At 67.0% G+C, this 20,833-nt stretch carries 20 protein-coding genes; 11 read left to right on the top strand and 9 right to left on the bottom strand.

What is annotated here, in order from left to right:
- Positions 1–26: 26 nt before the first annotated feature.
- Positions 27–515, top strand: a complete 489-nt coding sequence (locus ACQR0W_RS14290; protein WP_315828453.1) for a DUF427 domain-containing protein — start codon at positions 27–29, stop codon at positions 513–515.
- A 152-nt stretch (positions 516–667) separates the two neighbouring features.
- Positions 668–1,150 carry a hypothetical protein gene (locus ACQR0W_RS14285; protein WP_316187067.1) on the top strand — a complete coding sequence of 161 codons (483 nt, stop codon included), beginning with the start codon at positions 668–670 and terminating at the stop codon, positions 1,148–1,150.
- 850 nt (positions 1,151–2,000) lie between these two features.
- On the opposite strand, the gene ACQR0W_RS14280 is transcribed toward ACQR0W_RS14285, so the two are convergent.
- The 5 genes from ACQR0W_RS14280 to ACQR0W_RS14260 all read right to left on the bottom strand — a co-directional run bounded on the left by ACQR0W_RS14280 (position 2,001) and on the right by ACQR0W_RS14260 (position 5,858).
- Positions 2,001–2,411 carry a hypothetical protein gene (locus ACQR0W_RS14280; protein ID WP_315753724.1) on the bottom strand — a complete coding sequence of 137 codons (411 nt, stop codon included), beginning with the start codon at positions 2,409–2,411 and terminating at the stop codon, positions 2,001–2,003.
- Between the two features lie 126 nt (positions 2,412–2,537).
- Complete coding sequence (locus tag ACQR0W_RS14275; RefSeq protein ID WP_316171297.1) at positions 2,538–3,188, bottom strand: Mpo1-like protein; 651 nt, start codon at positions 3,186–3,188, stop codon at positions 2,538–2,540.
- A 247-nt stretch (positions 3,189–3,435) separates the two neighbouring features.
- Positions 3,436–3,630, bottom strand: a complete 195-nt coding sequence (locus ACQR0W_RS14270; RefSeq protein ID WP_316171298.1) for a DUF2783 domain-containing protein — start codon at positions 3,628–3,630, stop codon at positions 3,436–3,438.
- Positions 3,627–5,264: an FAD-dependent oxidoreductase gene (locus ACQR0W_RS14265; protein ID WP_316171299.1), complete on the bottom strand. Its 1,638-nt coding sequence runs from the start codon at positions 5,262–5,264 to the stop codon at positions 3,627–3,629. The genes ACQR0W_RS14270 and ACQR0W_RS14265 overlap by 4 nt, the downstream gene beginning before the upstream one ends.
- A gap of 51 nt (positions 5,265–5,315) precedes the next feature.
- Positions 5,316–5,858 carry a VOC family protein gene (locus ACQR0W_RS14260; protein WP_315716514.1) on the bottom strand — a complete coding sequence of 181 codons (543 nt, stop codon included), beginning with the start codon at positions 5,856–5,858 and terminating at the stop codon, positions 5,316–5,318.
- 124 nt (positions 5,859–5,982) lie between these two features.
- Between ACQR0W_RS14260 and ACQR0W_RS14255 the strand changes: the two genes are divergently transcribed.
- Together ACQR0W_RS14255 and htpG are read left to right on the top strand one after the other, a co-directional pair.
- Complete coding sequence (locus ACQR0W_RS14255) at positions 5,983–6,501, top strand: MarR family winged helix-turn-helix transcriptional regulator (protein ID WP_316167899.1); 519 nt, start codon at positions 5,983–5,985, stop codon at positions 6,499–6,501.
- A gap of 68 nt (positions 6,502–6,569) precedes the next feature.
- On the top strand, positions 6,570–8,441 hold the full coding sequence (gene htpG, locus ACQR0W_RS14250; protein ID WP_316171300.1) for a molecular chaperone HtpG: 1,872 nt from the start codon (positions 6,570–6,572) through the stop codon (positions 8,439–8,441).
- A 26-nt stretch (positions 8,442–8,467) separates the two neighbouring features.
- Here the strand turns inward: htpG and ACQR0W_RS14245 are convergent, their stop codons facing one another.
- On the bottom strand, positions 8,468–9,454 hold the full coding sequence (locus ACQR0W_RS14245; RefSeq protein WP_316171301.1) for a Bug family tripartite tricarboxylate transporter substrate binding protein: 987 nt from the start codon (positions 9,452–9,454) through the stop codon (positions 8,468–8,470).
- Between the two features lie 176 nt (positions 9,455–9,630).
- Here ACQR0W_RS14245 and ACQR0W_RS14240 point away from each other — a divergent pair, with 176 nt between their 5' ends.
- The 5 genes from ACQR0W_RS14240 to ACQR0W_RS14220 all read left to right on the top strand — a co-directional run bounded on the left by ACQR0W_RS14240 (position 9,631) and on the right by ACQR0W_RS14220 (position 16,302).
- The gene (locus ACQR0W_RS14240; RefSeq protein ID WP_316171302.1) at positions 9,631–11,436 is read left to right on the top strand and encodes a long-chain-acyl-CoA synthetase; all 1,806 of its coding nucleotides are present in this window, start codon (positions 9,631–9,633) and stop codon (positions 11,434–11,436) included.
- Positions 11,437–11,563: 127 nt separating this feature from the next.
- Positions 11,564–11,809 carry an acyl carrier protein gene (locus ACQR0W_RS14235; protein WP_315716519.1) on the top strand — a complete coding sequence of 82 codons (246 nt, stop codon included), beginning with the start codon at positions 11,564–11,566 and terminating at the stop codon, positions 11,807–11,809.
- Positions 11,796–13,184 carry an AMP-binding protein gene (locus ACQR0W_RS14230; protein WP_316171303.1) on the top strand — a complete coding sequence of 463 codons (1,389 nt, stop codon included), beginning with the start codon at positions 11,796–11,798 and terminating at the stop codon, positions 13,182–13,184. Before ACQR0W_RS14235 ends, ACQR0W_RS14230 begins: the two co-directional genes overlap by 14 nt.
- A complete protein-coding gene (locus ACQR0W_RS14225; protein ID WP_315810637.1) occupies positions 13,177–13,908 on the top strand; it encodes an SDR family NAD(P)-dependent oxidoreductase in 732 nt (243 codons plus the stop codon). The genes ACQR0W_RS14230 and ACQR0W_RS14225 overlap by 8 nt, the downstream gene beginning before the upstream one ends.
- Positions 13,909–14,007: 99 nt before the next feature.
- A complete protein-coding gene (locus ACQR0W_RS14220) occupies positions 14,008–16,302 on the top strand; it encodes a heavy metal translocating P-type ATPase (protein ID WP_316167892.1) in 2,295 nt (764 codons plus the stop codon).
- A 10-nt stretch (positions 16,303–16,312) separates the two neighbouring features.
- On the opposite strand, the gene ACQR0W_RS14215 is transcribed toward ACQR0W_RS14220, so the two are convergent.
- Positions 16,313–16,720 (bottom strand): hypothetical protein, encoded by a 408-nt coding sequence (locus ACQR0W_RS14215; RefSeq protein ID WP_315716524.1) that lies wholly within the window; start codon positions 16,718–16,720, stop codon positions 16,313–16,315.
- 156 nt (positions 16,721–16,876) lie between these two features.
- Here ACQR0W_RS14215 and ACQR0W_RS14210 point away from each other — a divergent pair, with 156 nt between their 5' ends.
- Entirely contained in the window at positions 16,877–17,593 is a 717-nt protein-coding gene (locus ACQR0W_RS14210; RefSeq protein WP_315716525.1) for an MgtC/SapB family protein, read from the top strand.
- Between the two features lie 213 nt (positions 17,594–17,806).
- Here the strand turns inward: ACQR0W_RS14210 and ACQR0W_RS14205 are convergent, their stop codons facing one another.
- Entirely contained in the window at positions 17,807–18,607 is an 801-nt protein-coding gene (locus tag ACQR0W_RS14205) for an RMD1 family protein (protein ID WP_409977997.1), read from the bottom strand.
- A 152-nt stretch (positions 18,608–18,759) separates the two neighbouring features.
- On the opposite strand from ACQR0W_RS14205, the gene ACQR0W_RS14200 reads away from it, so the two are divergent.
- Positions 18,760–19,908 carry a DUF3095 domain-containing protein gene (locus ACQR0W_RS14200; protein ID WP_315716526.1) on the top strand — a complete coding sequence of 383 codons (1,149 nt, stop codon included), beginning with the start codon at positions 18,760–18,762 and terminating at the stop codon, positions 19,906–19,908.
- A 6-nt stretch (positions 19,909–19,914) separates the two neighbouring features.
- Here the strand turns inward: ACQR0W_RS14200 and ACQR0W_RS14195 are convergent, their stop codons facing one another.
- Positions 19,915–20,349 (bottom strand): DUF2147 domain-containing protein, encoded by a 435-nt coding sequence (locus ACQR0W_RS14195; protein ID WP_315716527.1) that lies wholly within the window; start codon positions 20,347–20,349, stop codon positions 19,915–19,917.
- Positions 20,350–20,833: the final 484 nt, after the last annotated feature.

Below are 20,833 nucleotides of genomic sequence, written 5' to 3'. Positions count from 1 at the left end.
CGGTGGCGCCACAACGGAGAAGCGACATGCGACGCATCGTGCCGGGGCCGGGCCAGGAATCGGTGTGGGACTATCCGCGGCCGCCGCGGCTGGAGCGCTGCACGGCGCGGCTGCGCGTCGCATTTGCCGGCGTCACCATCGCCGACACGCAGGATGGCCATCGCGTGCTCGAGACCAGCCATCCTCCGGTCTACTACATCCCGCCGCAGCATGTCGCGATGCAGTGGCTGCGGCGCGCGCCCGGCCGGTCGTTCTGCGAGTTCAAGGGCGTCGCCGGCTACTGGACGCTGGAGGTCGGCGGCCGCGTGTCCGAGCAGGCCGCCTGGAGCTACGAGCAGCCGACGGCGCCATTCGCACCGATCGCGGGCCATCTGGCGTTCTATGCCTCGCGGGTCGAGGCCTGCTTCGTCGGCGACGAGCGCGTTGCCGCGCAACAGGGCGATTTCTACGGCGGCTGGATCACCTCTCGTGTCGTCGGACCGTTCAAGGGCGGGCCGGGTACGCGGCACTGGTAGACAGGCTCCCGTCCCGATGCATGATCCGGTCGCCGATCCTGATCGTAGGGATGAATGGTGACGGCAGCCTGCGCATGCAGCGCGGCCTGACTTGGCTGGGGCCGCATTCCCTGCCGGACCAGATCTCATCTTCACGACGCCGGGGGAATGCCATGCGACGGTTGATGAAGTTTCTGCACACGATGGGCGCGATCGGCATGATGGGCGCGATGGCCTGCCTCGTCGTGCTGCTCGGCCTCATCCCGCAGCCGTCGGTGTCGCTTGCGCACTATGCCGAGATGCGCGCGGCGATGGGCGCCATCGTGCGCTACGTGTTCTTCCCCTCGCTCGGCCTGACCCTGGTCGCCGGCCTGCTGGCGATCGCGATCAACCGCGCGCTGCACAGCGCCGGCTGGGCGCTCGCCAAGCTCGCTTCCGGCATCCTCGTCTTCGAATGGGGCTTTGCCGCCGTGCAGGGACCGATGCAGGAAGCCGCCGAGGAGGCCGCGAGCGCCGTCGCCGGCCAGATCGATCCGGCGACGCTTGCGCCCAACTTCGGCACCGAGCAGGGCGCCATCTGGGTCATGCTCGGCGTCGCCACCGTGAACGTCATCCTGGGCGTCTGGCGGCCGAAGTTTACCAACCTGCCTGATTGAGCGGCGACGCGATTGTCCGACGTCGGTTGCGGTCAGCTTCCAGCATTCTGCGCCGCGAGTGCCGCTCTCGCGTCTCCCCTCCCCCTTGCGGGGAGGGGTCGGGGGTGGGGGTCCCCACGGGCGGTGTCTCGATAGCTCGGATCGATTGGCCGCTGTTGGGCTGACCAGCCCAAACGAAACTCGGCGCCCGCAGACCCCCACCCCCAACCCCTCCCCGCAAGGGGGAGGGGAGCGCACCGCCGCCGCCGCGTGATCTGCGGATTTCGCGAAATTGCTCTTGCTATTTTTCCGAAACAATGCTTATCTCCTCCCATCCCGCCTCGTGCAGAGGGACGTACGCGTCGTCACGAACGTGGAGGTGGGCTGCGATGGACGTGACGGCTGCGCCAGACGAGCGCAGTTCGGCGCGGACGGCGAAGTCGTGTGGTCCTGGCCTCTCGACGCTGAGGTCAAGTTCGCTTTCGATGCTGTGACGGCTCGGGGCGGGCGATGGGGGCAAGAACGCCGATCCCCAGGGAGAGCGCGAAGGACACCGTTAAAACCGATCGCGCGGGGGAGGCCGGTTGTCAGGCCCGACCTGTGGTGACTGCCGCCTGCTTTCTTGTTGCAGGCGGGCCATGGGCCGCGGTCAGCACCCGGCCTTCCCCGCGCCCTCTCATTTTCAGAGGGACGACTGCCGCATCACTCGGGCACCGATCGTGCCGCGGGATCGCGAACACGCATGCAAGATCACATGTTCAGGATGTCATCAGGGGGCGGGCCCGCAGCCTCCGACGACGCGCATTGTCTTCAGCTGGTCATGCCCGACGCCAGCGCCGCCGCGGCGCTGACGCCGGCCATGTCGACGTTTTCAGAGCTGCGTCGCCCGCAGCTCGATCGTGAGCGGTACGGTCGTGCGCTTGGCGGCCGGATCGGCCGGCATCTGCAGCACGCGGGCGCGCTGGCCGGTGGCGAGGTCGGTGACCTTGACGATTCGGCCATTGGAGAATTCGAGCGCATCGTGATGTTCGGTCGGCTTGTTGGTGTCGACCTGCCGGAAGCGGGCGAGATGGGCGCCGACCTTGCGCCGGAAGAAGAAGCCCTTGATGCGGACATCGTCTTCGAAGGCGAGCTCCGTGCCCGGCCGCAGGCAGACGGCGGTCAACGGGTCGTCCTTGGTGCAGAAGCCGCGGGTCTCCGTGCCGGGAAATCGACAGGAGACCAGCACGTCGGCAGTTTTGGCATCGCGGGAAGCAACAGTATGGAGGCTGTAGTCACACATGGGGAGCTCCTGAAGGCCGCCAGCACTGAGGCCGCAACGGCGCAGCAGGAGAGTTGTTCCATGTTGTTGCAGCCCGTCTGCTCAAGGACTCCCGCCGCGGGACCGGCCGGCGGCGGGAACTCGCGATCAGGTGAGATGCGCAGCTTCTTCGGCCTCGTCCTCGGCGGCGCCCCAATGCGAGGCGTCCTTGATGGTTGGATCGATCAGCTCGCCGCGCAGCAGCGCCAGCGGCGACTTCCAATACAGCGCGATGTTGTGGAACGGGTCGGTCAGCACCTTGAAGGCCCAGATCAGGCCCGTCGAGACATCCTGCATTGCAAACAGCTGGATGACGCGAAACAGGCCGCCGCCGATGCCGACCGCGAGCCAGAGCAGGCCGACGTGGCGGACGAAGTCCATCCGGCCGGTCGGCTCGGCGAACAGGCCGAACAGCGTCGGAAACGCGAACAGCGCCACCGGCACCAGGCCCCACACCGTCAGCAGCACGATCTTGCGGGTCTGATTGTAGCCGACCTTGACCGCTTCCTTGTAGTCGTTGCTGACGCCGTTGACGTGGTCATAGCCGTTCGGTTCGAAGAAGAAGTGCCCGGTCTGCCGCGTCAGCATCGCGAGCCAGCCGACCAGGCCGGCCATCGCCGGATCCTTGAACAGGAGCGCATAGCACACGAGGAAGATCACGGCGCTGACCAGGTGCAGCGTCTGATTGATCCGGCTCTGATGATAGTAGCGATAGTCGTCGAAGCGCTGCGTCTGCAGCGTCTTGTAGTAGCGCGACATGCGAATCCCCGTGCCGTTGTGGAACGAGGCGAAGACGTAGAGGGCCTCGGTGAAGGTGGCGTGACATTATGATGTTGTCACAATGAAACCGACCGGGATCGGATCGGGAGCCGCAATGTGCGCAAGCGAGCGGACTCTGCGCCGGCGCACGACTCGCCGGCTGGTCTCTCTGTCTGCCGCAAAATGCGGAGAAACGGCTTTGATCCGGATCAAAGCCGGCTGCCGATGTGACGTGTTGCGGCCTGCGTCAGCCGGCGGGCGACCTTGCCAGCCGGATCGCCTCGCTCAGGATCGCCCGGTCACCGATATGGTTGGCGAGCAGCAGCACCAGCCTGGCGTTCATGCGCAGCGCCTTGTCCTCGCTGAGGTCGCGCTGGCCGCCGATCAGCTCGGCATAGAAGTCGTCGGGATCGCTGATGTTCGGGGTGAGGGTCAGGCTCATGCCGCAAGCTCCTGCTGGACCGCGCCGCGCCTGCCGCAGGCGCGCCGGACCGCGTCCGTGATCGCGTCCCCGTCGAACTGCGGCCAGCGGGCGGTGACATATTGATCGGGACGGAACAGATAGGTCGTGCCGGGCGAGGCGCCGTATCGTGCCGCGAGCAGGCCCGTGGCATCGGCGATGTCGCGGCCGACGACGATCACCCGCGCCGTGATGCCGTCGATGCTGAGCTGCTCGGCCGTCACGGCGGGGTCGAACGTGACCACGGTGAAGCTGGAGCCGAGACAGTTCAGCAACCAGCCGGGCTCGCCCGCGATCGTCACCGGTGCATCGGCGGCATTGGTGCCAGGCGTCATCGCGCCGGGGACGTTGCCGCCGTCAGGCGTATTCAACGACGACGCGACATAGGGCGTCGGCGTCGACAGCCGGCCGCTGTTGACCAGCGGCCGCGCAAAGCTGTGGTTCTGTGCGAGGTCGAGCACGGCGTCGCGGTAAAGGCGACTGGCTTGCGTCTTCGGCGTGATGAAGTCGGTCGCGCGCGTCGAGTTCAGGATGTTGTCGTCGGCGGCAAAGGCGCGCTCCTCGTGATAGCTGTCGATCAGGCTCTCCGGCGCCTCGCCGCGCAGCACCATTGCCAGCTTCCAGGCGAGGTTGTCGATGTCCTGCACGCCGGTGTTGGCGCCGCGGGCGCCGAACGGCGACACCTGGTGCGCCGCGTCGCCGGCGAAGAGGACGCGGCCGTGACGGAAATTGTCGATCCGGCGGCAGGCGAACTGATAGATCGACACCCATTCGAGCTCAAATTCGGTGCTCTCGCCGAGCATGGCCCGGATGCGTGGGATCACGCGCTCGGGCTTCTTCTCCTCGTCCGGATTGGCGTCCCAGCCGAGCTGGAAGTCGATGCGCCAGATGTTGTCGGACTGGCGATGCAGCAGCACCGACTGCCCCGGATGGAACGGCGGATCGAACCAGAACCAGCGCTCGGTCGGAAACTCCGCCTTCATCCTGACGTCGGCGATCAGGAAGCGGTCCTGAAAGAACTGGCCCGTGAACTCGGCGCCGACCATGCGCCGCGTATCGGAATTGGCGCCGTCGCAGGCGATCACCCACTGCGCCTCCATGGTGAAGATGCCGTCCGGCGTCTCCACCGCGAGCTGCGCGAAGTCGTCGGTCTGCTTGAGGCTGACGAGCCGATGCTTCCAGCGCAGATCGATCAGCGGAGTCCTGTTGCAGGCATCGACCAGAATCTCCTCGAGATAGTATTGTTGCAGGTTGATCATTGCCGGCCAGCGATGGTCGGGCTCGGGCAGCAAATCGAATTGATAAGAGAGCTGGTCGCGGAAGAACACCTTGCCGATGTTCCAGCTCACGCCCTTCTCGACCATCGGCGCGGCGCAGCCGAGCCGATCCCAGATCTCGAGCGGGCGTTTGGCGTAGCACACGGCGCGGGAGCCGATGCTGACGGTATCGTTGTCGTCGAGCACGACCACGGGCTGGCCGCGGGCGGCGAGATCGAGCGCCGCCGTCAGGCCGATCGGCCCGGCGCCGATCACGACGATCGGATGGCGGCGGGTCTCGCCGCTGCGCTGCTCCACCGAGCAGACATAGGGAAATCGCGGATAGACATAGTTGCTCATGGCTGCCTCGCCTGGCGCGTTGCGGTCGGGACTGTCGGGACGAGCAATCGCTCAGTCGCTGCCTGCGAATTCCTTCTCGTGCATCCAGGCGGTGTGCCGCGGCGGCTTCTTGGTGGTCGCCCATTCGTCGACCATGGCGTGGGCGACCGACTTCATCCGCGCGATCTGCTCGGGCGTTGCAGTCCAGGCCGCGATCTCCAGCCGATGGCCGCTCGGATCATGGAAATAGATCGACTTGAAGATGGTGTGGTCGGTGATCCCGACGACGTCGAGGCCGGCGGCCTCGGCGCGCGCCTTGGCTTCTTCCAGCTCCTCCATGTCCTTGACCTGGAAGGCGATGTGCTGGGTCCATTCCGGGGTGTTCGGATCGCGCCCCATCGGCGGCGAGTTCGGCAGCTCGAAGAAGGCGAGGATGTTGCCGTTTCCCGCATCCAGGAAGATGTGCATGTACGGATCGGGCGCCTTGGTCGAGGGCACCTTGTCCTCGGCGATGGCGCCGAGCAGGTCCATGTTGAGGACCTTCTTGTAGAACTCGACCGTGGCCTTGGCGTCGACGCAGCGATAGGCGACGTGATGGATCTTCTCGATCTGCATGATTGTCCTCCCGTTGTTGCCAGGATAGTAACGAATGATACGATTGTGCGGCATTGATCCAGATCAACCCGACCGGGGTCGGATCGAGGTCGCCAGGGGCTGGAAGGACGAGGACAGAGACGCAATGACGAAGCCGGCCACCGACATGCGCGACCGCAAGCAGGGCGAGGCGGCCACGGAGCGCGAGCTCCGATTGCAGCGCTATTTTCCCTACCGGCTGGCCCGGCTCGCCGAACAGGTGTCGCTGGCGGTGGCGGAGGTCTATGCCGACCGCTTCGCGCTGTCGCGCCAGGAATGGCGGATCCTCGCGGCGCTCGGCGAGCAGCCGCGGCTGCCGACCAAGGAGATCGGCCGGCTGACGACGCTCGACAAGATGAACGTCAGCCGCGCCATGCAGAGCCTGGAGGCACGCGGGATCGTCAGCCGCAGCCGCGATCCGGAGGACGGCCGCGAGCGGATCGTGGCGCTGACGGCCGCCGGGCGGGCTCTGTACCGCAGGATCGTGCCTCATGCGCTGGCGCGCGAGGCCGAGCTGCTGAGCGTGCTTTCGGCCGCCGAGATCGCGACCCTCGACACGGTCATCGACAAGCTGCTCGCGGCCGCCGAACGATCGCTCGATGATCCTCCCGGCCGAAAGGCTTGATCGGTGCCGCCGCCGCGCTATATCGACGGTCTCTCTCCACCCCTGATAGCATGGGCCAACGTACGACGATGACCGACACCGCCACCGTTAGCCATTCCTTCCAGGCCGAAGTCTCCGAGCTGCTCCATCTGATGGTGCATTCGGTCTACTCCGAGACCGACATTTTCCTGCGCGAGCTGATTTCGAACGCCTCGGACGCCTGTGACAAGCTGCGTTACGAGGCGATCGCCAGACCCGATCTGATCGGCGACGGCGAGGCGCCGCAGATCCGCATCATCCCGAGCAAGGCCGCTGATACGCTGACCATCGCCGACAGCGGCATCGGCATGGAGCGCCAGGAACTGATCGACCATCTCGGCACCATCGCCCGCTCCGGCACCAAGGCGTTCGTGCAGAAGCTGGCCGAGGCCAAGGACGGCACCGGCCTGATCGGCCAGTTCGGCGTCGGCTTCTACTCGGCCTTCATGGTCGCCGACCGCATCGTCGTCATCAGCCGGCGCGCCGGCGGCAGCGAGGTCTGGACCTGGACCTCGTCGGGCGGCGCGGGCTTCGAGGTGGCGCCCGCGTCCGAGGAGGATGCCAAGCGGGTGACGCGCGGCACCGAGATCGTGCTGCACCTCAAGGACGACGCCAAGAAATATCTCGAAACCTATGAGATCGAGCGCATTGTCACCGCCTATTCCGACAACATCCAGTTTCCGATCATGCTGGTGCCGGAGGAGGGCGAGCCGCGCCAGATCAACTCCGCCAGCGCGCTGTGGCAGCGCTCGAAGTCCGAGCTGACGTCCGACGACTACAGCAAGGCCTACAAGTCGATTGCGCACGCGTTCGACGAGCCGGCGATGACGCTGCACTACCGGGCCGAGGGCCGCTATTCCTACGCGGTGCTGCTGTTCGCGCCGTCGACCAAGCCGTTCGACCTGTTCGAGCCGGCGCGCAAGGGCAAGGTCAAGCTCTATGTCCGCCGCGTCTTCATCACCGATGACGCCGACCTGATGCCGGCCTATCTGCGCTTCATCCGCGGCGTGATCGACAGCGAGGACCTGCCGCTCAATTTGTCGCGCGAGATGCTGCAGAACAATCCGCAGCTGGCGCAGATCCGCAAGGCCGTGACCACGCGCGTGATCGGCGAGCTGGAGCAGCTCGCCGACAAGGATGCCGAAAACTTCGATAAGATCTGGGATTCGTTCGGCGCCGTGATCAAGGAAGGCCTGTACGAGGATTTCGAGCGCCGCGACAAGCTGCTGGCGCTGTCGCGCTTCACCACGACATCGGGCGAGCGGCGCTCGCTGAAGCAATATGTCGAGGGTCTCAAGGAGAACCAGACCGAGATCTATTTCCTGGTTGGTGACAGCATCGAGCGGCTGAAGTCCAATCCGCGGCTCGAGGCCGCCAAGGCGCGCGGCGTCGAGGTGCTGCTGCTCACCGATCCGGTCGATGCGTTCTGGACCTCGGCACGGCTGGAGTTCGACGGCAAGCCGCTGAAGTCGCTGAGCCAGGGCGACATCAATTTCGACCCGATCCCGGTAACCGAGCCGACGCCAGCGGACGAGGCGCAGCCGGCGGCCGACGAAGCCAACACGATCGCGTTGATCAAGGCGAGCCTCGGCGACCACGTCACCGACGTGAAGGTCTCGACCCGGCTCACCACCAGCGCGTCGTGCCTGGTGGCCGGCAGCCATGGTCCGGATCGCGAGCTGGAGCGCATCCTGTCGCAGCAGGCGCGCGGGGCGCGCACCAAGCCGATCCTCGAGATCAATCTGCGCCATCCGCTGGTCGTGGCGGTCGCCAAGGCCGCCGCCGACAAGGCCAAGGTCGACGATCTGTCGTTCCTGCTGCTCGAACAGGCGCAGATCCTCGACGGCGAACTGCCGGAGGATCCGGCCGCCTTCGCGGCCCGTCTCAACCGGCTGGTGCTGCTGGGCGTCGCGGGGGCCTGAGGCAGGCGGGTCGCCGGGCGCGGAGGTCAGTTCTTCGCGCTCACCTGCGGGACCAGCTTGCGCCAGTGCATGATCTCGGCGCGGTAGGTCGCGGCATAGACGCCGACGTCGCCGGTGAGCGGCGTGGCGCCGACCTCCGCGAACTGCCTGCTGATGTCGGGATCGGCCAGCGCGGCGTTGATCTCGCGGTTGAGCAGCTCGACGATGGCTTTCGGCGTGCCGTGCGGCACCGCGACGCCATAGAAGCCGGAGGTTTCGAACGCCGGCAGCACGTCGGCGACCGGCGGCAGATCGGGGAAGGCGGCGGCGTGCTCGCGCGTCGTGACGGCCAGCGCCCGGACCTTGCCGCTGCGCAGGAGGTCGGCGGCGGAAGCGGCGTTGTCGAACATCGCGTGGATATGGCCGGAGGCGAGGTCGGTCAGGGCCGGCCCCGAGCCACGATAATGCACGACTGACCAGGTGATGCCGCCGAGGGTCCGGAACAGCTCGGCCGACAGCAGCTGGACGGTGCCGGGACCGGCGGAGCCGACGCTGAGTTTGCCCGGGTTGGCCTTCGCATAGGCCAGGAATTCCGGCAGCGTCTCGACCGGCAGCTGCCGGCTGACCAGCAGCAGCAGCGGCATGCGCGCCATGCCGGCGACGGGGATGAGATCGCCCTCGGCGCCGGGCGAGCCGTCGGTCGAGGCCGTAATGACGTTGGCGGTCGAGGTCGCAAGGATCGTGTAGCCGTCCGGCGCGGCGCTCGCGACGCTCTTGGTGGCGGTCGCGCCGCCCGCACCCGGCCGGTGATCGAGAACGAAGGGCTGGCCCAGTCGGCGGGTCAGCCGGTCGCAGATCAAGAGCGACAGCCGGCCGGTGGCCCCGCCCGGGGCAAACGGAATGACCCAGGTGACGGGCCGAGCCGGATAGGGCGCATCAACTCCGGCGAACGCCGTGGTCGAAGTCATGGCTGCAACGCTGCTCCAGGCGGCGCAGCGCAGCAAGGCGCGTCGTGTCATCGTGTCCTTGGGCATGCCGGCCTTCGCGTTGGCATGTTCTGGGAGCGGTACGCTAACCGGCATTTCCGAGAACTTCGTAAAGGATCGCATTCGCATCAACAGCGACGCACTCTCGGCCGGTTAACCCTCCCGCTTAACGGCCGGTCAGGCCACCCGGCCTATAAGCACGCCGAATTGGGGTGAGGGCGTTCATGAACTCCGGGCAGTCGGATCGATCTGTGGAACTCAGCACGGCCCCTCGGAAGCCGTCGGCGGCGAAGATCTGGCTGAAGGCGATCGAGCTGACCTCGCGCATCGAGGCAGAGCCGGCGCGGCTGTTCGCCGACGTGGTGGACGACTGGGCCGCGAAGCAGCCCGAACGGCCGGCGCTGGTCTCCGATCGCGAGACGCTGAGCTATTCCGCCCTGTCCGGGCGCATCAACCGATACGCCCGCTGGGCGCTGGCCAACGGCATCGGGCCTGGCCACACGATCGCTTTGATGATGCCGAGCCGGCCCGACTACCTGGCCGCCTGGCTTGGGATCAGCCGCGTCGGCGGTGTGGTTGCGCTCATCAACGCCAATCTCGTCGGACCGTCGCTCGCGCATTGCATCAATGTGGCTCGGCCAGTCCATGTGATCGTCTCCAAGGACTTCCATGAAGCCTATAAGGAGGTTGCGCCGTTGATCGCGGGCGGGCCGCGTGTCTGGGTTGCCGACGGCGGCGATCTCGACGTCGCGATCGCCGCGATGGATACGCAGGCGCTCGACGCAACCGAGCGCCGCGCCGTGACGATCAACGACCGCGCGCTGCTGATCTACACCTCCGGCACGACGGGCCTGCCCAAGGCCGCCAGTATCAGCCATCGCCGCATCATGAACTGGGGTGGCTGGTTTGCCGGCCTCACCGGCGCAGGTCCCGACGATCGCCTCTATGACTGTCTGCCGGTCTATCATTCCGTCGGCGGCATCGTCGCGCCCTGTAGCATGCTGCGCGCCGGCGGTGCGGCGGTGCTCGCGGAGAAATTCTCGGCGAGCAATTTCTGGCGCGACATCGTCCGTCACGATTGCACGCTGGTGCAATATATCGGCGAGCTCTGCCGCTATCTGCTGGCCGCCGCGCCATCCGATTTCGACCGCGCCCATCGGCTGCGGCTCGCCTGCGGCAACGGAATGCGCGGCGACGTCTGGGAGGCGTTCCAGGCGCGCTTCGCCATCCCCCAGGTGCTGGAATTCTATGCCGCGACCGAAGGCAACTTCTCACTCTACAATGTCGAGGGCAGGGTGGGATCGATCGGGCGCGTGCCGTCGCTGCTTGCGCATCGCTTTCCCGCCGAAATCATCAAGCTGGATGCCGACCAGCGCGCACCCTTGCGCGGACCTGACGGGCGGTGCCTGGTCTGCGCGCGCGGCGAGATCGGCGAGGCCATTGGCCGCATCGGTACGGCGGACCAGGGAGGCGGCCGCTTCGAAGGCTATACCGATACGGGCGAGACCGAGAAGAAGATCCTGCGCGACGTCTTCGCCAAGGGCGATGCCTGGTTCCGCACCGGTGACCTGATGCGCCAGGACGACCAGGGCTTCTTCTATTTCGTCGATCGTCTCGGCGACACCTTCCGCTGGAAGGGCGAGAACGTCGCGACCAGCGAGGTGAACGAGGCGATCCTGCAATGTCCCGGCGTGTTGGAAGCATCGACCTATGGTGTCGTCGTGCCCGGCAGGGACGGACGCGCCGGCATGGCTGCGCTCGTCGTCGGCGACAGCTTCGATCTCGGTCGCCTCTCTCTAGAACTTGCCCGCCGATTGCCGCCCTATGCGCGGCCGGTGGCGCTCCGCATCACGTCGTCGCTGCAGTCGACCGAAACATTCAAGCAGAAGAAGCAGGCGCTGATGCGCGACGGCTTCGATCCGTCGATCGTGCATGAGCCGCTCTACGTGCGCGACGCCGGGACGGGTGCCTATTGCCTGCTCGATCGGGATCTCCATGCGCGGATCCTCGCCGGCGAGGTTCGTTTGTAGATGATTTTAATCATAGGCCATGATGGGTATTTACCAACGGTCCCGAAAGATGGCTGGCAAGTCCGGCTTCCTTCACCTTCTCGTCCTATGGTCGGTTTCATCGTTTGAACAGTGAGCGGATTGGCCCATGTCGGTACGGTTAAGAATTATTGCGGCGATCAAGCAGATTGCGGACGAGCAGAAGGTCAAGCTGCCGCCGCTGACCGACGAGCTGACGTTGCACGAGACCGGCTTCGACTCGCTCGCTTTCGCCATCCTGGTCGCCCGTCTCGAGGACGATCTCGGCGTCGATCCGTTCACCCTGTCCGAGGATGTGACGTTCCCCAACACGATAGGCGACTTCATCGGGGCCTATGAGAATGTCCCCGCGTGAGATCTTCGCCCTTCGCGACCATCTCGGGGCGGCGCTGACCGAGCGGACGATCTCCGATCCGCGTCACCTCCTATCGCTCGCCGAGCTGTCGCGTGGAAGCTGCCTCGGCGGCCGCAGCGCAGAGCTCAACGGACGTTCGGTGCTGCTGGCGACGTCCGGTCAGTTGCTCGCCGGCTTGGCGCTGATCGAGATCGACGGCGTCGCACGGCGCCTGTTGTTGTGTCCGCCGGATCTCAAGGGCGAGCATCTCGCCAGCATCATCGCCGATGCTGACATCGACGCCATCGTGACCGACGAGGTCCAGCGTTTCGACGCCTGCGGCGTCGATCTCGTGATCGAGGTCGCCCTGCCGCAGCCTTTCGCCGAGGTGGTGCAAACGGCGCGTGCCACCGAATGGCTGATGCTGACATCAGGCACGTCGGGCGTGCCGAAGATTGTCGGGCATACGCTCGAGGGCCTGTGCGGCGCGATCATCGGCGACCGCCCCGTACCTGGCGAAGCGATGCCGGTGTGGGCGACCTTCTACGACATTCGCCGCTATGGCGGCCTGCAGATCTTCCTGCGTGCCATCGTCGGCGGCGGCTCGATGGTGCTGTCGGATCCGGGCGAGGGGCTCACGGACCACATCGCGCGCCTCAACGCACGCGGCGTCACTCACATGTCCGGAACGCCGTCGCATTGGCGCAAGCTGCTGATGAGTGGGTCGGTGGAAGGCTTTGCGCCGCGCTACGTGCGTCTCTCCGGCGAGATCGCCGACCAGGCTGTGCTCGACGGATTGAAGCAGGCATTTCCCGGCGCTTCGATCGGTCATGCCTACGCCTCGACGGAGGCCGGCGTCGGCTTCGCGGTCAATGATGGGCTGGAGGGTTTTCCTGCGACGCTGCTCGGCGAGGGCCGCGGTGCCGTCGACATGAAGGTCGTCGACGGCTCGCTGCGCATCCGCTCCAGGCGCGCGGCGCACGCCTATGTCGGACGCTCTGCCGCCGCCCTGACCGACACGGATGGCTATGTCGACACCGGTGACATGGTCGAGCTGCGCGGCGATCGCTACTACTTCGTCGGACGCCGCAACGGCATCATCAATGTCGGCGGGCTCAAGGTCCATCCCGAAGAGATCGAAGCCGTGATCAATGGCCATCCCGAGGTGCGGATGTCGCGCGCCAAGTCGCGACGCAGCCCGATCACCGGCGGCATCGTCGTCGCCGAGGTCGTGCTGACGGCGGATGCCGATCCGGCGCGGAGTGAGACGGTCCGCAATGAGATCCTCGCCGCGTGTCGCGCGCGTCTCGCGGCCCACAAGGTGCCGGCGATGATCCGCGTCGTGCCAGCGCTCGACGTCACTCCGGCCGGCAAGCTGGCGCGCGCCGATGCATAATGTTCTCGTCACCGGCGGCAGCCGTGGCATCGGGCTCGCCATCGCGCGCAGGCTCGCGGGAGCGGGCTATGACGTCATCGCGGTGGCCCGCCGGGAGAGCGACGAGCTGCGCGCCGCGATGGCCGAGTTCAGCGCCAGCAGCGCCGGCATTCATTTCCGCGCCTGCGACCTCAGCATCGTTGATGAACTACCGGCCTTCGTGAAGTCGGTGCGCGACGAGTTCGGTCCGCTCTATGGTCTCGTCAACAATGCCGGTCTCGGCACCGAGGGCCTGCTCGCGACCATGCATAATTCGGAGATCGAGGCACTGGTGCGGCTGAACGTGCTGGCGCCGATGATCCTGACGAAATACGTCGTTCGTCACATGATGGCCGCGGGCGAAGGCCGGGTGATCAACATCTCCTCGATCATCGCCTCTACCGGCTACAACGGCCTGTCCGTCTACGGAGCGACCAAGGCGGCCGCCAACGGCTTCACGCGCTCGCTGGCGCGCGAGGTCGGCAAGGTCGGCATCACCGTGAACGCGATCGCGCCGGGCTTCATCGCCACCGAGCTGACGCAGAGCATGGACGAGGAGCAGCAGCGACGCATCGCCGGCCGCAGCGCGTTGCGGCGGCTGCCGGAAACGGATGACGTGGCCGCGATGGTTGAATTCCTGCTCGGCGACGGCGGGCGCAATGTCAGCGGCACCGTGCTGACGGTCGACGCAGGCAATACCGCCTGAGGCCATTTGCGGCGATCGGTCGCTCTCGCCGTTGATTTCGCTCAAGCGTCCGACGCGCGGCAGCAGCGATAGTGCCGGCGCAATCCGGAACCGGTATCCATGTTCGAGCGCATTCTGCGGTGGACCCTCGTCGTGATCGCAATCGCGGGCCTCGCCGCGGGCGGCCTCGCGCATGTGCTCGGTCGCCCCGATCTTGCCGGGATCGCGTTCACGGCCTCGACCGTTCCTGTCATCCTGGGGCTGATCGTCTCGATCGTCCGCGATTTCCTGGCCGGCCGCATCGGCGTCGACGCGATCGCGCTGGTGTCGATGAGCGCGGCGATCATCCTCGGCGAGCCGCTGGCCGGCGCTGTCGTGGCGCTGATGTATTCCGGCGGCAACGTGCTGGAGGACATTGCTGTCGCCCGCGCCGAGCACGATCTGCGCGCGTTGGTCGATCGCGCGCCGCGCGAGGCGCATCGCCGTCGTGGCGACGAGATCGACAACGTTCCGATCGCCAGCGTCGCGGTCGGTGATCGCCTGATGGTCCGCGCCGGCGAGATCGTCCCGGTCGACGGCATGGTCGAAACAACCATCGCCGTCGTCGACGAGTCGGCGCTCACGGGCGAGCCCATCCCGGTGATGAAGACGCGCGGGATGGCGATCCTGTCGGGATCGGTGAACGCCGGCGACACGTTCGAAATGGCCGTCACGGCGACCGCGGGCGAAAGCACCTATGCCGGCATCGTCAAGCTGGTGACGACGGCCCAGACCGCGAAAGCGCCGTTCGTGCGGCTTGCCGACCGCTACGCGCTGATCTTCCTGCCCGTAAGCCTCGCTATTGCGGGGGCCGCCTATTTGGCCTCGGGCGATCTGATCCGGAGTCTTGCCGTGCTGGTGGCGGCAACGCCGTGCCCGCTGATTCTCGCCGCACCCGTCGCTTTCATTGCGGGCGTGGCGCAGGCGGCCCGAAGCGGCATTCTGGTCAAAGGCGGCGGCAAGCTCGAGGCGCTCGCGCGTGCCCATACCGTGCTGTTCGACAAGACGGGCACGCTGACCGTCGGCGGCGCGCGGCTGCTCTCGGTCGACGCGGCACCGGGCGAGGACGCCGATGCGGTGCTGCTGCTCTGCGCATCGCTCGAGCAGGCCTCGCACCACGTGGTGGCGCACGCGATCGTTCAGGCCGGCCAGGCCCGCGGGCTGAAGCTGAAGGTGCCCGAACACGTCAGGGAGACCATGGGCTCGGGCCTCGAAGGTCTCATCGATGGCCGCCCTGTGATGGCCGGCTCGCGCGACCTCGTGCTCGGCAGCCACACGCCGCCGGCTTGGGCGGCGCGCGCGATCCGCCGGGCGTCATGGCGTTCGGCCCTGATCGTTTTCGTTGCGATCGAGGGGCGCCCGATCGGGGCGCTGCTGCTGGCGGACGAGCTGCGCGCGGACACGCCGCGGGCGATCCGCTGGCTGCGCGAGGCCGGCATCGCGCGCATGGTCATGGTGACCGGGGACCGCGCCGCGGCCGCACAGGCGATCGGCGCGGCGCTCGACCTCGACGCCGTGCTGGCGGACCGTGTTCCCTCCGACAAGGTGGAGGCGGTCAGGACCGAGCAGCGGCTGCATCCCACGATCATGGTCGGCGACGGCATCAACGACGCCCCGGCGCTGGCCTGCGCCGATGTCGGCATCGCGCTCGGCGCCCGCGGCGCCAGCGCCTCGTCGGAAGCCGCCGACGTGGTCATTCTGGCCGATCGGCTCGATCGGGTCGGCGAGGCGATCGTGATCGCGCAGCGCGCCCGACGCGTCGCCCTGGAGAGCATCTTCGCCGGCATGGGCCTGTCGTTCGTCGCGATGGGGGCCGCCGCCTTCGGGCTGCTGCAGCCGGTACCTGCGGCCCTGGTCCAGGAGGCCATCGACGTTGCCGTCATCCTGAACGCGCTCCGCGCTCTGTTCCCGGCTGGACGCAGCAAGGCCGGCCGGATCACGGCCGAAGACGGCCGAGGGCTCAGGCATGATCACCAGGCGCTGCTGCGCGGCCTCGACCGCCTGCGCTCGATCGTCGATGCGCTCGACGAAGCCTCGCCGGACGGCGCCGTGGCGCTGATCATGGAGGCAAACGGCTTGGTGCAGGACAAGGTCGTGGCGCATGAGCGCGACGACGAAGGATCGGTCTATCCGAAGCTCGCGCGGCTCCTGCAGGAGAGCCATGGCCTGTCGGCGATGAGCCGGGCGCATCGCGAGATCCTGCATCTGGCGCGGCTGCTCGGCCGGCTGGTCGAGGATCTGCCGTCCGAGCATGTGGACCGCTATCTGATCCGCGATGCGCAACGGGTGATCGAGGCGATCGAGACGCTGGTGCGCATGCACACGGCGCAGGAGGACGACATCTATGAGGCCGTGGTGGCGCGCTCGGCCGCCTGAACCGTTCGCGTCAGCCCGGATGCCGCGGCAGGTCGATCCGTTCATTGGCGAATTCCGCAGGACCTTCGATCAGGCGGCGAATCCGCCGCTGGCGCTCCTCGGCCGACAGACTCGGATCGAGCATCCGATCGATCAGCCGGATCGCATTCTGCTCGATGGCGACGGGATCCCGCGACGTGGGCTGCCCGGCTGCTGCCGGCCGCGATGCATGCAGGCCGATCGTGAGCAACTGGCCGATGGCGTCGGAGCGTGTCATCTGGTGAGCCTCCGCCCAGGCGTCGATCTCGGCGGTGAGCTCCTGGGACAGCTTCACCGCACTCACCGCATCATGTCCCAGCCGGACGGCCGGGCTGTGATCCCTGCGGACGTCGGAGAATGGCGTCATGTGTTTGCCGGACGTCATCTGCCTGTTGATCATATCAGCCTAAAGTATGCGGGAGGGACTGGGATTTGATTTCGATCAAGGACGTCCTAAGAAAGCAGCCTCTCGCGGCGGTTCCGCCGCCGGATGCCATGCGTGTCGCTGCTGCCAGGCAGGCCACGGAGCTTAATACTGCAGACAGTCAGCAAGCCCATGCGATTCCTCCACACTTTCCAAGTCTATGATTTCCTCGATACGCTCGTCAGCCTGTTCGCAGCTTTCGTGCTGGCCACGCTGATCGGCGCCGAGCGGCAATACCGGCAGCGCAGCGCCGGCCTGCGCACCAACGTGCTGGTCGCCGTCGGCGCGGCCGCCTTCGTCGATCTCGGCAACCGCCTGACCGGCGCCGACGGCGCGGTGCGGATCATCGCCTATGTGGTGTCGGGCATCGGCTTCCTCGGCGCCGGCACGATCATGAAGGAGGGCATGAACGTCCGCGGGCTCAACACCGCGGCGACGCTGTGGGCGTCCGCCGCGGTCGGCGCCTGCGCCGGCGCCGACCTGATCGCGCAATCGGTGGCGCTGACCGTGTTCGTGCTGGCCGGCAACACGCTGCTGCGGCCGCTGGTCAACGCGATCGATCGCATCCCGCTCAATGCGCAGACGTCGGAGGCGCACTACGAGATCGTCCTGACCACCGACGGGCTGCGCGCCGCCGAGCTGCGCGAGGCGCTCGACGAGCGGCTGGAGGCGGCCAAATACCCGGTGCGGGAGACCGAGGTCGTCTATCGCTCCGAGGACATCGTCGAGATCGTCGCGACGCTGGTGCCGCTCGCGGTCGATACGGTCGATCTCGACCGCGTCGTGTCCGAGCTGGCGAAGCTCGCCGGGGTCCGTCATGCGACCTGGAACGTCAGGGCGCTGGTGTGACGGCATTGCCGGACCAGCATCGCCGCACCGGCGGCGGGGCGCTCGCCACACCTCGTGGCTGCCGGCCGCCGGCGGCCGTGGCAAGCTCCCCACCCACGTCATGGTTCGATATCCCCTGCATCGCTCATCGCGCCCATGCGAAAGTTCCATGTCGCGCCTGAACCATCGCTGAATGCAGCGCCGTCAGTCGTCAGGCGTGCGGCAGCTCCATCGTCAGTGCCCGCCGCGGGCGAAGATCTCATAGAAGCCGAGCACGATCTCGCAGGCGATCAGGATGACGACGATGACCTCGAGCCGCAGCGAGCGCTTGGTGTCGATGATGTCGGCGAGCGTGGTCGCCGTCTCGGCGATCACCGCGAGCTTGCGGTTGAGGGTGTCCTCGCGCTCTTTCAGCTCATACTCGTCCTCGAGCCGCGCATAGAGCCGCTCCAGATCTGGCCGGTCCCACAACACGTCCGGCTTTTCGCCGACGGCCACGCGGCCGGAGACGCGGTGCTGCACCAGCAGCGCCTCGCCGAGCAGCTTGAGCATCGCCACCCGGCTCTTCGATGTTCGTCCCAGCATCGCCAGCTCGCGCGCGAACGGCTCGATGGTGTCGAACACGTTGGCGATCTCGCGCTCGCTGCGGCCGAGCACGACGCTCTTCGCCAGCGCATCGGCGACGATGAGCAGTCGCTCCAGCGACAATTCCTTGACCAGGACCGGGCCGCCGACCGGGATCGGCTCGTCGGATTCGCGCGCGACCTGGACCTTGGCCGTCTCTTCCTCGTGGGGCGCGATCGGGCCGAACAGCCGCGCGCTCAGCCGGTCGAGGAAGTTGATCTCCTCGGCCACCGACAGGCCGATGAAGACGACGACGCCGTAGCGGAAGACCACGGCAACTCCCGTCTCGCCGATGCGGACCGCAAGCGGCGTCGCCGACAGCACCTGGCCTTCGAAGCCGGCGGTATTGATGCGGTCCGCGATCTGGAGCGCGCGGGCGGCGAGTTGTGGAACGGGGGAGGAGTCGGCCATGATGGTGAAAGGCTAGCACGTCGAGCCCGACAGAACGATAACGCGGCGCAAGCCTGGCGACACGTCCGTTGCCGAATATCGCTGCCTGAACCCGCTTGACAGGAAGGAACGTAGCTCCTCATTGGACGCGCACCCCGGATGGATGCCTCTCGATGTCGAAGACCAGTGCTGCGGACTACTATGCCTCGATCCCGGTGTTTCGCGGCTTCGCGCGCCTGATGGAGCCGCAGCTCTACCAGCCGGTGCCGGACGACTGGCTGATCGGCACGGCCGACATCGTCGAGTCGACCAAGGCGATCGCCGACAGGCGCTACAAGGCGGTCAACATGGCCGGGGCGGCGGTCATCGCCGCGGTCACCAATGCCTTGGAGGGGCGCGAATTCCCGTTCGTGTTCGGCGGTGACGGCGCCAGCTTCGCCGTCAGCCCGGATGACGAAGCGGCCGCGCGCGAAGCCCTTGCCGCCACCGCGACCTGGGTCAGGGAGGATCTCGCTCTCGCGATGCGCGTCGCGCTGGTGCCCGTGACGGCGATCCGCGCGCAGGGGCTCGATGTCCGCGTGGCGCGCTACGGTCCGTCGGCCAATCTGTCCTATGCGATGTTCGCGGGCGGCGGAGTGGGCTGGGCCGAGGCCGCGATGAAGCGGGGCGAGTTCGCGATTCCCCCGGCGCCGTCCGGTGCGCAGCCCGATCTGTCCGGACTCTCGTGCCGCTTCGAGGAGATTCCGGCGGCGCGCGGGGTCATCCTGTCGGTGCTGGTGCTGCCGGCTCCCGGCGCGGATGCGCAGGCCTATCGCAAGGTGATCGAGGAGATCATCACCCTCACCGAGCGCAGCCCCGATGCCGGGCGGCCGGTGCCGGCCGGCGCGCCGGCGTTGCGATGGCCGCCGCAGGGATTTGGCTACGAGGTCCGCGCCGCGCGCGGACCGCTGTTGTCGCGCTGGGCCCGCGTGCTCGGACGTACGCTGTTCGTCTATGCCGTGATGCGGTTCAACATCAGCATCGGCGGCTTCGTGCCGGATCTCTACAAGCAGCAGGTGGTCGAGAATTCCGACTTCCGCAAATATGACGATGCGCTGCGCATGATCCTCGACTGCACCGACGAGCTCGCGCAGGAGCTGGAGCGCCGGCTCGGCGCGGCGGCTTCGCGCGGCATCGTCCGCTACGGGCTGCATCGGCAAGATGCCGCGATGATGACCTGCTTCACGCCGTCCGCGATCCGGCCGGATCACGTCCACTTCATCGACGGCGCGCGAGGCGGCTACGCATCGGCTGCGACCGCGTTGAAGGCCGCGGTCGCCTGAGAGTGATCAGCGCGCGCGGGTCCAGGTCTCGCCGCCGCACAGCGATCCGACGCAGCCTTCCACCTTCAGCGTATCCGGGCCGGAGACGGAGATGTGGCTGGTGTAGCTCTGGCCGTCATCGGCGTTGTAGATCTTGCCGGACCATTTGTTCGGCCCCTCCGAGTGAACGCCTTCGAACAATTGCAGGCCGATGATCGGGCGGTTGGCCAGCGCGCGATTGGGATTCTTGTTGTCGACGGCCGGCTTGCCGGTGTCGGTGTCCATCGGCTCCTTCAGCCACACGACGGTGCCGCAGAGATTGGCGCCGCATTTGGCGACCTTGATCCTGGCGTCGCCCGCCTGGGTCAGCCAGGTGCCGGTCGGATCATCGGCGGCCAAAGCGGGCTGCGCCATCACGACGGTCGCCAGCGCAAGACCAGCCAAACGCAATTTCCAAATCATCTTACCCCCCGTTGAAGCCGCGTTTCCATAACAGCAAACGGCGCAGTTGCAATCGCAGAGGAGCGGTTGTCCAAAGCGGGATCATCACGATCAGGTGCATGGCTGCCGAGCCGTCTCAATTCCTTGTTCGGTTGTCTCATGCATGTGCCGGGAAATGGTTTTGATTGCGGCAACAAACTCGGCTGTCGTCCCGGCCCTTGAACCGGGATCCATACCCCCAGGGAGCGGTTCGAAACGCGCCGGCGATTGGCTTTTCGCATCTCGCGTCGCCGCCGCGTATGGGTCCTGGATCGGCGCCATGCCGCGCTGGCGCGCGTCACGGCTTGTCCGGGACGACGACGGCGGGTGAGGCGGTTTCACGGTTCAAACAGCGATGGACATGGCTTTGCAGTCTCGCGGCGCATCGCGCCCGAGGTCTGCGATCAGTTCGTCCCTCTCGAAATGCAGAGGGCGCAGGGAATGCCGGGTGAAGGCCTCACCCATG

Origin of the sequence: Bradyrhizobium sp. HKCCYLRH1034 (genome assembly GCF_051168375.1) — a bacterium.
In the GTDB taxonomy this organism is placed as follows: Bacteria; Pseudomonadota; Alphaproteobacteria; order Rhizobiales; family Xanthobacteraceae; genus Bradyrhizobium.
The sequence above is the reverse complement of the archived record's forward strand: the minus strand, read 5'-3'. Positions and strand labels throughout refer to the sequence as shown.

Bases quoted from the DNA above. Each gene is read 5' to 3' on its own strand.
- ACQR0W_RS14290 (WP_315828453.1), top strand. From the start codon at position 27: ATGCGACGCATCGTGCCGGGGCCGGGCCAGGAATCGGTGTGGGACTAT.
- ACQR0W_RS14285 (WP_316187067.1), top strand. From the start codon at position 668: ATGCGACGGTTGATGAAGTTTCTGCACACGATGGGCGCGATCGGCATG.
- ACQR0W_RS14280 (WP_315753724.1), bottom strand. From the start codon at position 2,411: ATGTGTGACTACAGCCTCCATACTGTTGCTTCCCGCGATGCCAAAACT.
- ACQR0W_RS14275 (WP_316171297.1), bottom strand. From the start codon at position 3,188: ATGTCGCGCTACTACAAGACGCTGCAGACGCAGCGCTTCGACGACTAT.
- ACQR0W_RS14270 (WP_316171298.1), bottom strand. From the start codon at position 3,630: ATGAGCCTGACCCTCACCCCGAACATCAGCGATCCCGACGACTTCTAT.
- ACQR0W_RS14265 (WP_316171299.1), bottom strand. From the start codon at position 5,264: ATGAGCAACTATGTCTATCCGCGATTTCCCTATGTCTGCTCGGTGGAG.
- ACQR0W_RS14260 (WP_315716514.1), bottom strand. From the start codon at position 5,858: ATGCAGATCGAGAAGATCCATCACGTCGCCTATCGCTGCGTCGACGCC.
- ACQR0W_RS14255 (WP_316167899.1), top strand. From the start codon at position 5,983: ATGACGAAGCCGGCCACCGACATGCGCGACCGCAAGCAGGGCGAGGCG.
- htpG (WP_316171300.1), top strand. From the start codon at position 6,570: ATGACCGACACCGCCACCGTTAGCCATTCCTTCCAGGCCGAAGTCTCC.
- ACQR0W_RS14245 (WP_316171301.1), bottom strand. From the start codon at position 9,454: ATGCCCAAGGACACGATGACACGACGCGCCTTGCTGCGCTGCGCCGCC.
- ACQR0W_RS14240 (WP_316171302.1), top strand. From the start codon at position 9,631: ATGAACTCCGGGCAGTCGGATCGATCTGTGGAACTCAGCACGGCCCCT.
- ACQR0W_RS14235 (WP_315716519.1), top strand. From the start codon at position 11,564: ATGTCGGTACGGTTAAGAATTATTGCGGCGATCAAGCAGATTGCGGAC.
- ACQR0W_RS14230 (WP_316171303.1), top strand. From the start codon at position 11,796: ATGTCCCCGCGTGAGATCTTCGCCCTTCGCGACCATCTCGGGGCGGCG.
- ACQR0W_RS14225 (WP_315810637.1), top strand. From the start codon at position 13,177: ATGCATAATGTTCTCGTCACCGGCGGCAGCCGTGGCATCGGGCTCGCC.
- ACQR0W_RS14220 (WP_316167892.1), top strand. From the start codon at position 14,008: ATGTTCGAGCGCATTCTGCGGTGGACCCTCGTCGTGATCGCAATCGCG.
- ACQR0W_RS14215 (WP_315716524.1), bottom strand. From the start codon at position 16,720: ATGATCAACAGGCAGATGACGTCCGGCAAACACATGACGCCATTCTCC.
- ACQR0W_RS14210 (WP_315716525.1), top strand. From the start codon at position 16,877: ATGCGATTCCTCCACACTTTCCAAGTCTATGATTTCCTCGATACGCTC.
- ACQR0W_RS14205 (WP_409977997.1), bottom strand. From the start codon at position 18,607: ATGGCCGACTCCTCCCCCGTTCCACAACTCGCCGCCCGCGCGCTCCAG.
- ACQR0W_RS14200 (WP_315716526.1), top strand. From the start codon at position 18,760: ATGTCGAAGACCAGTGCTGCGGACTACTATGCCTCGATCCCGGTGTTT.
- ACQR0W_RS14195 (WP_315716527.1), bottom strand. From the start codon at position 20,349: ATGATTTGGAAATTGCGTTTGGCTGGTCTTGCGCTGGCGACCGTCGTG.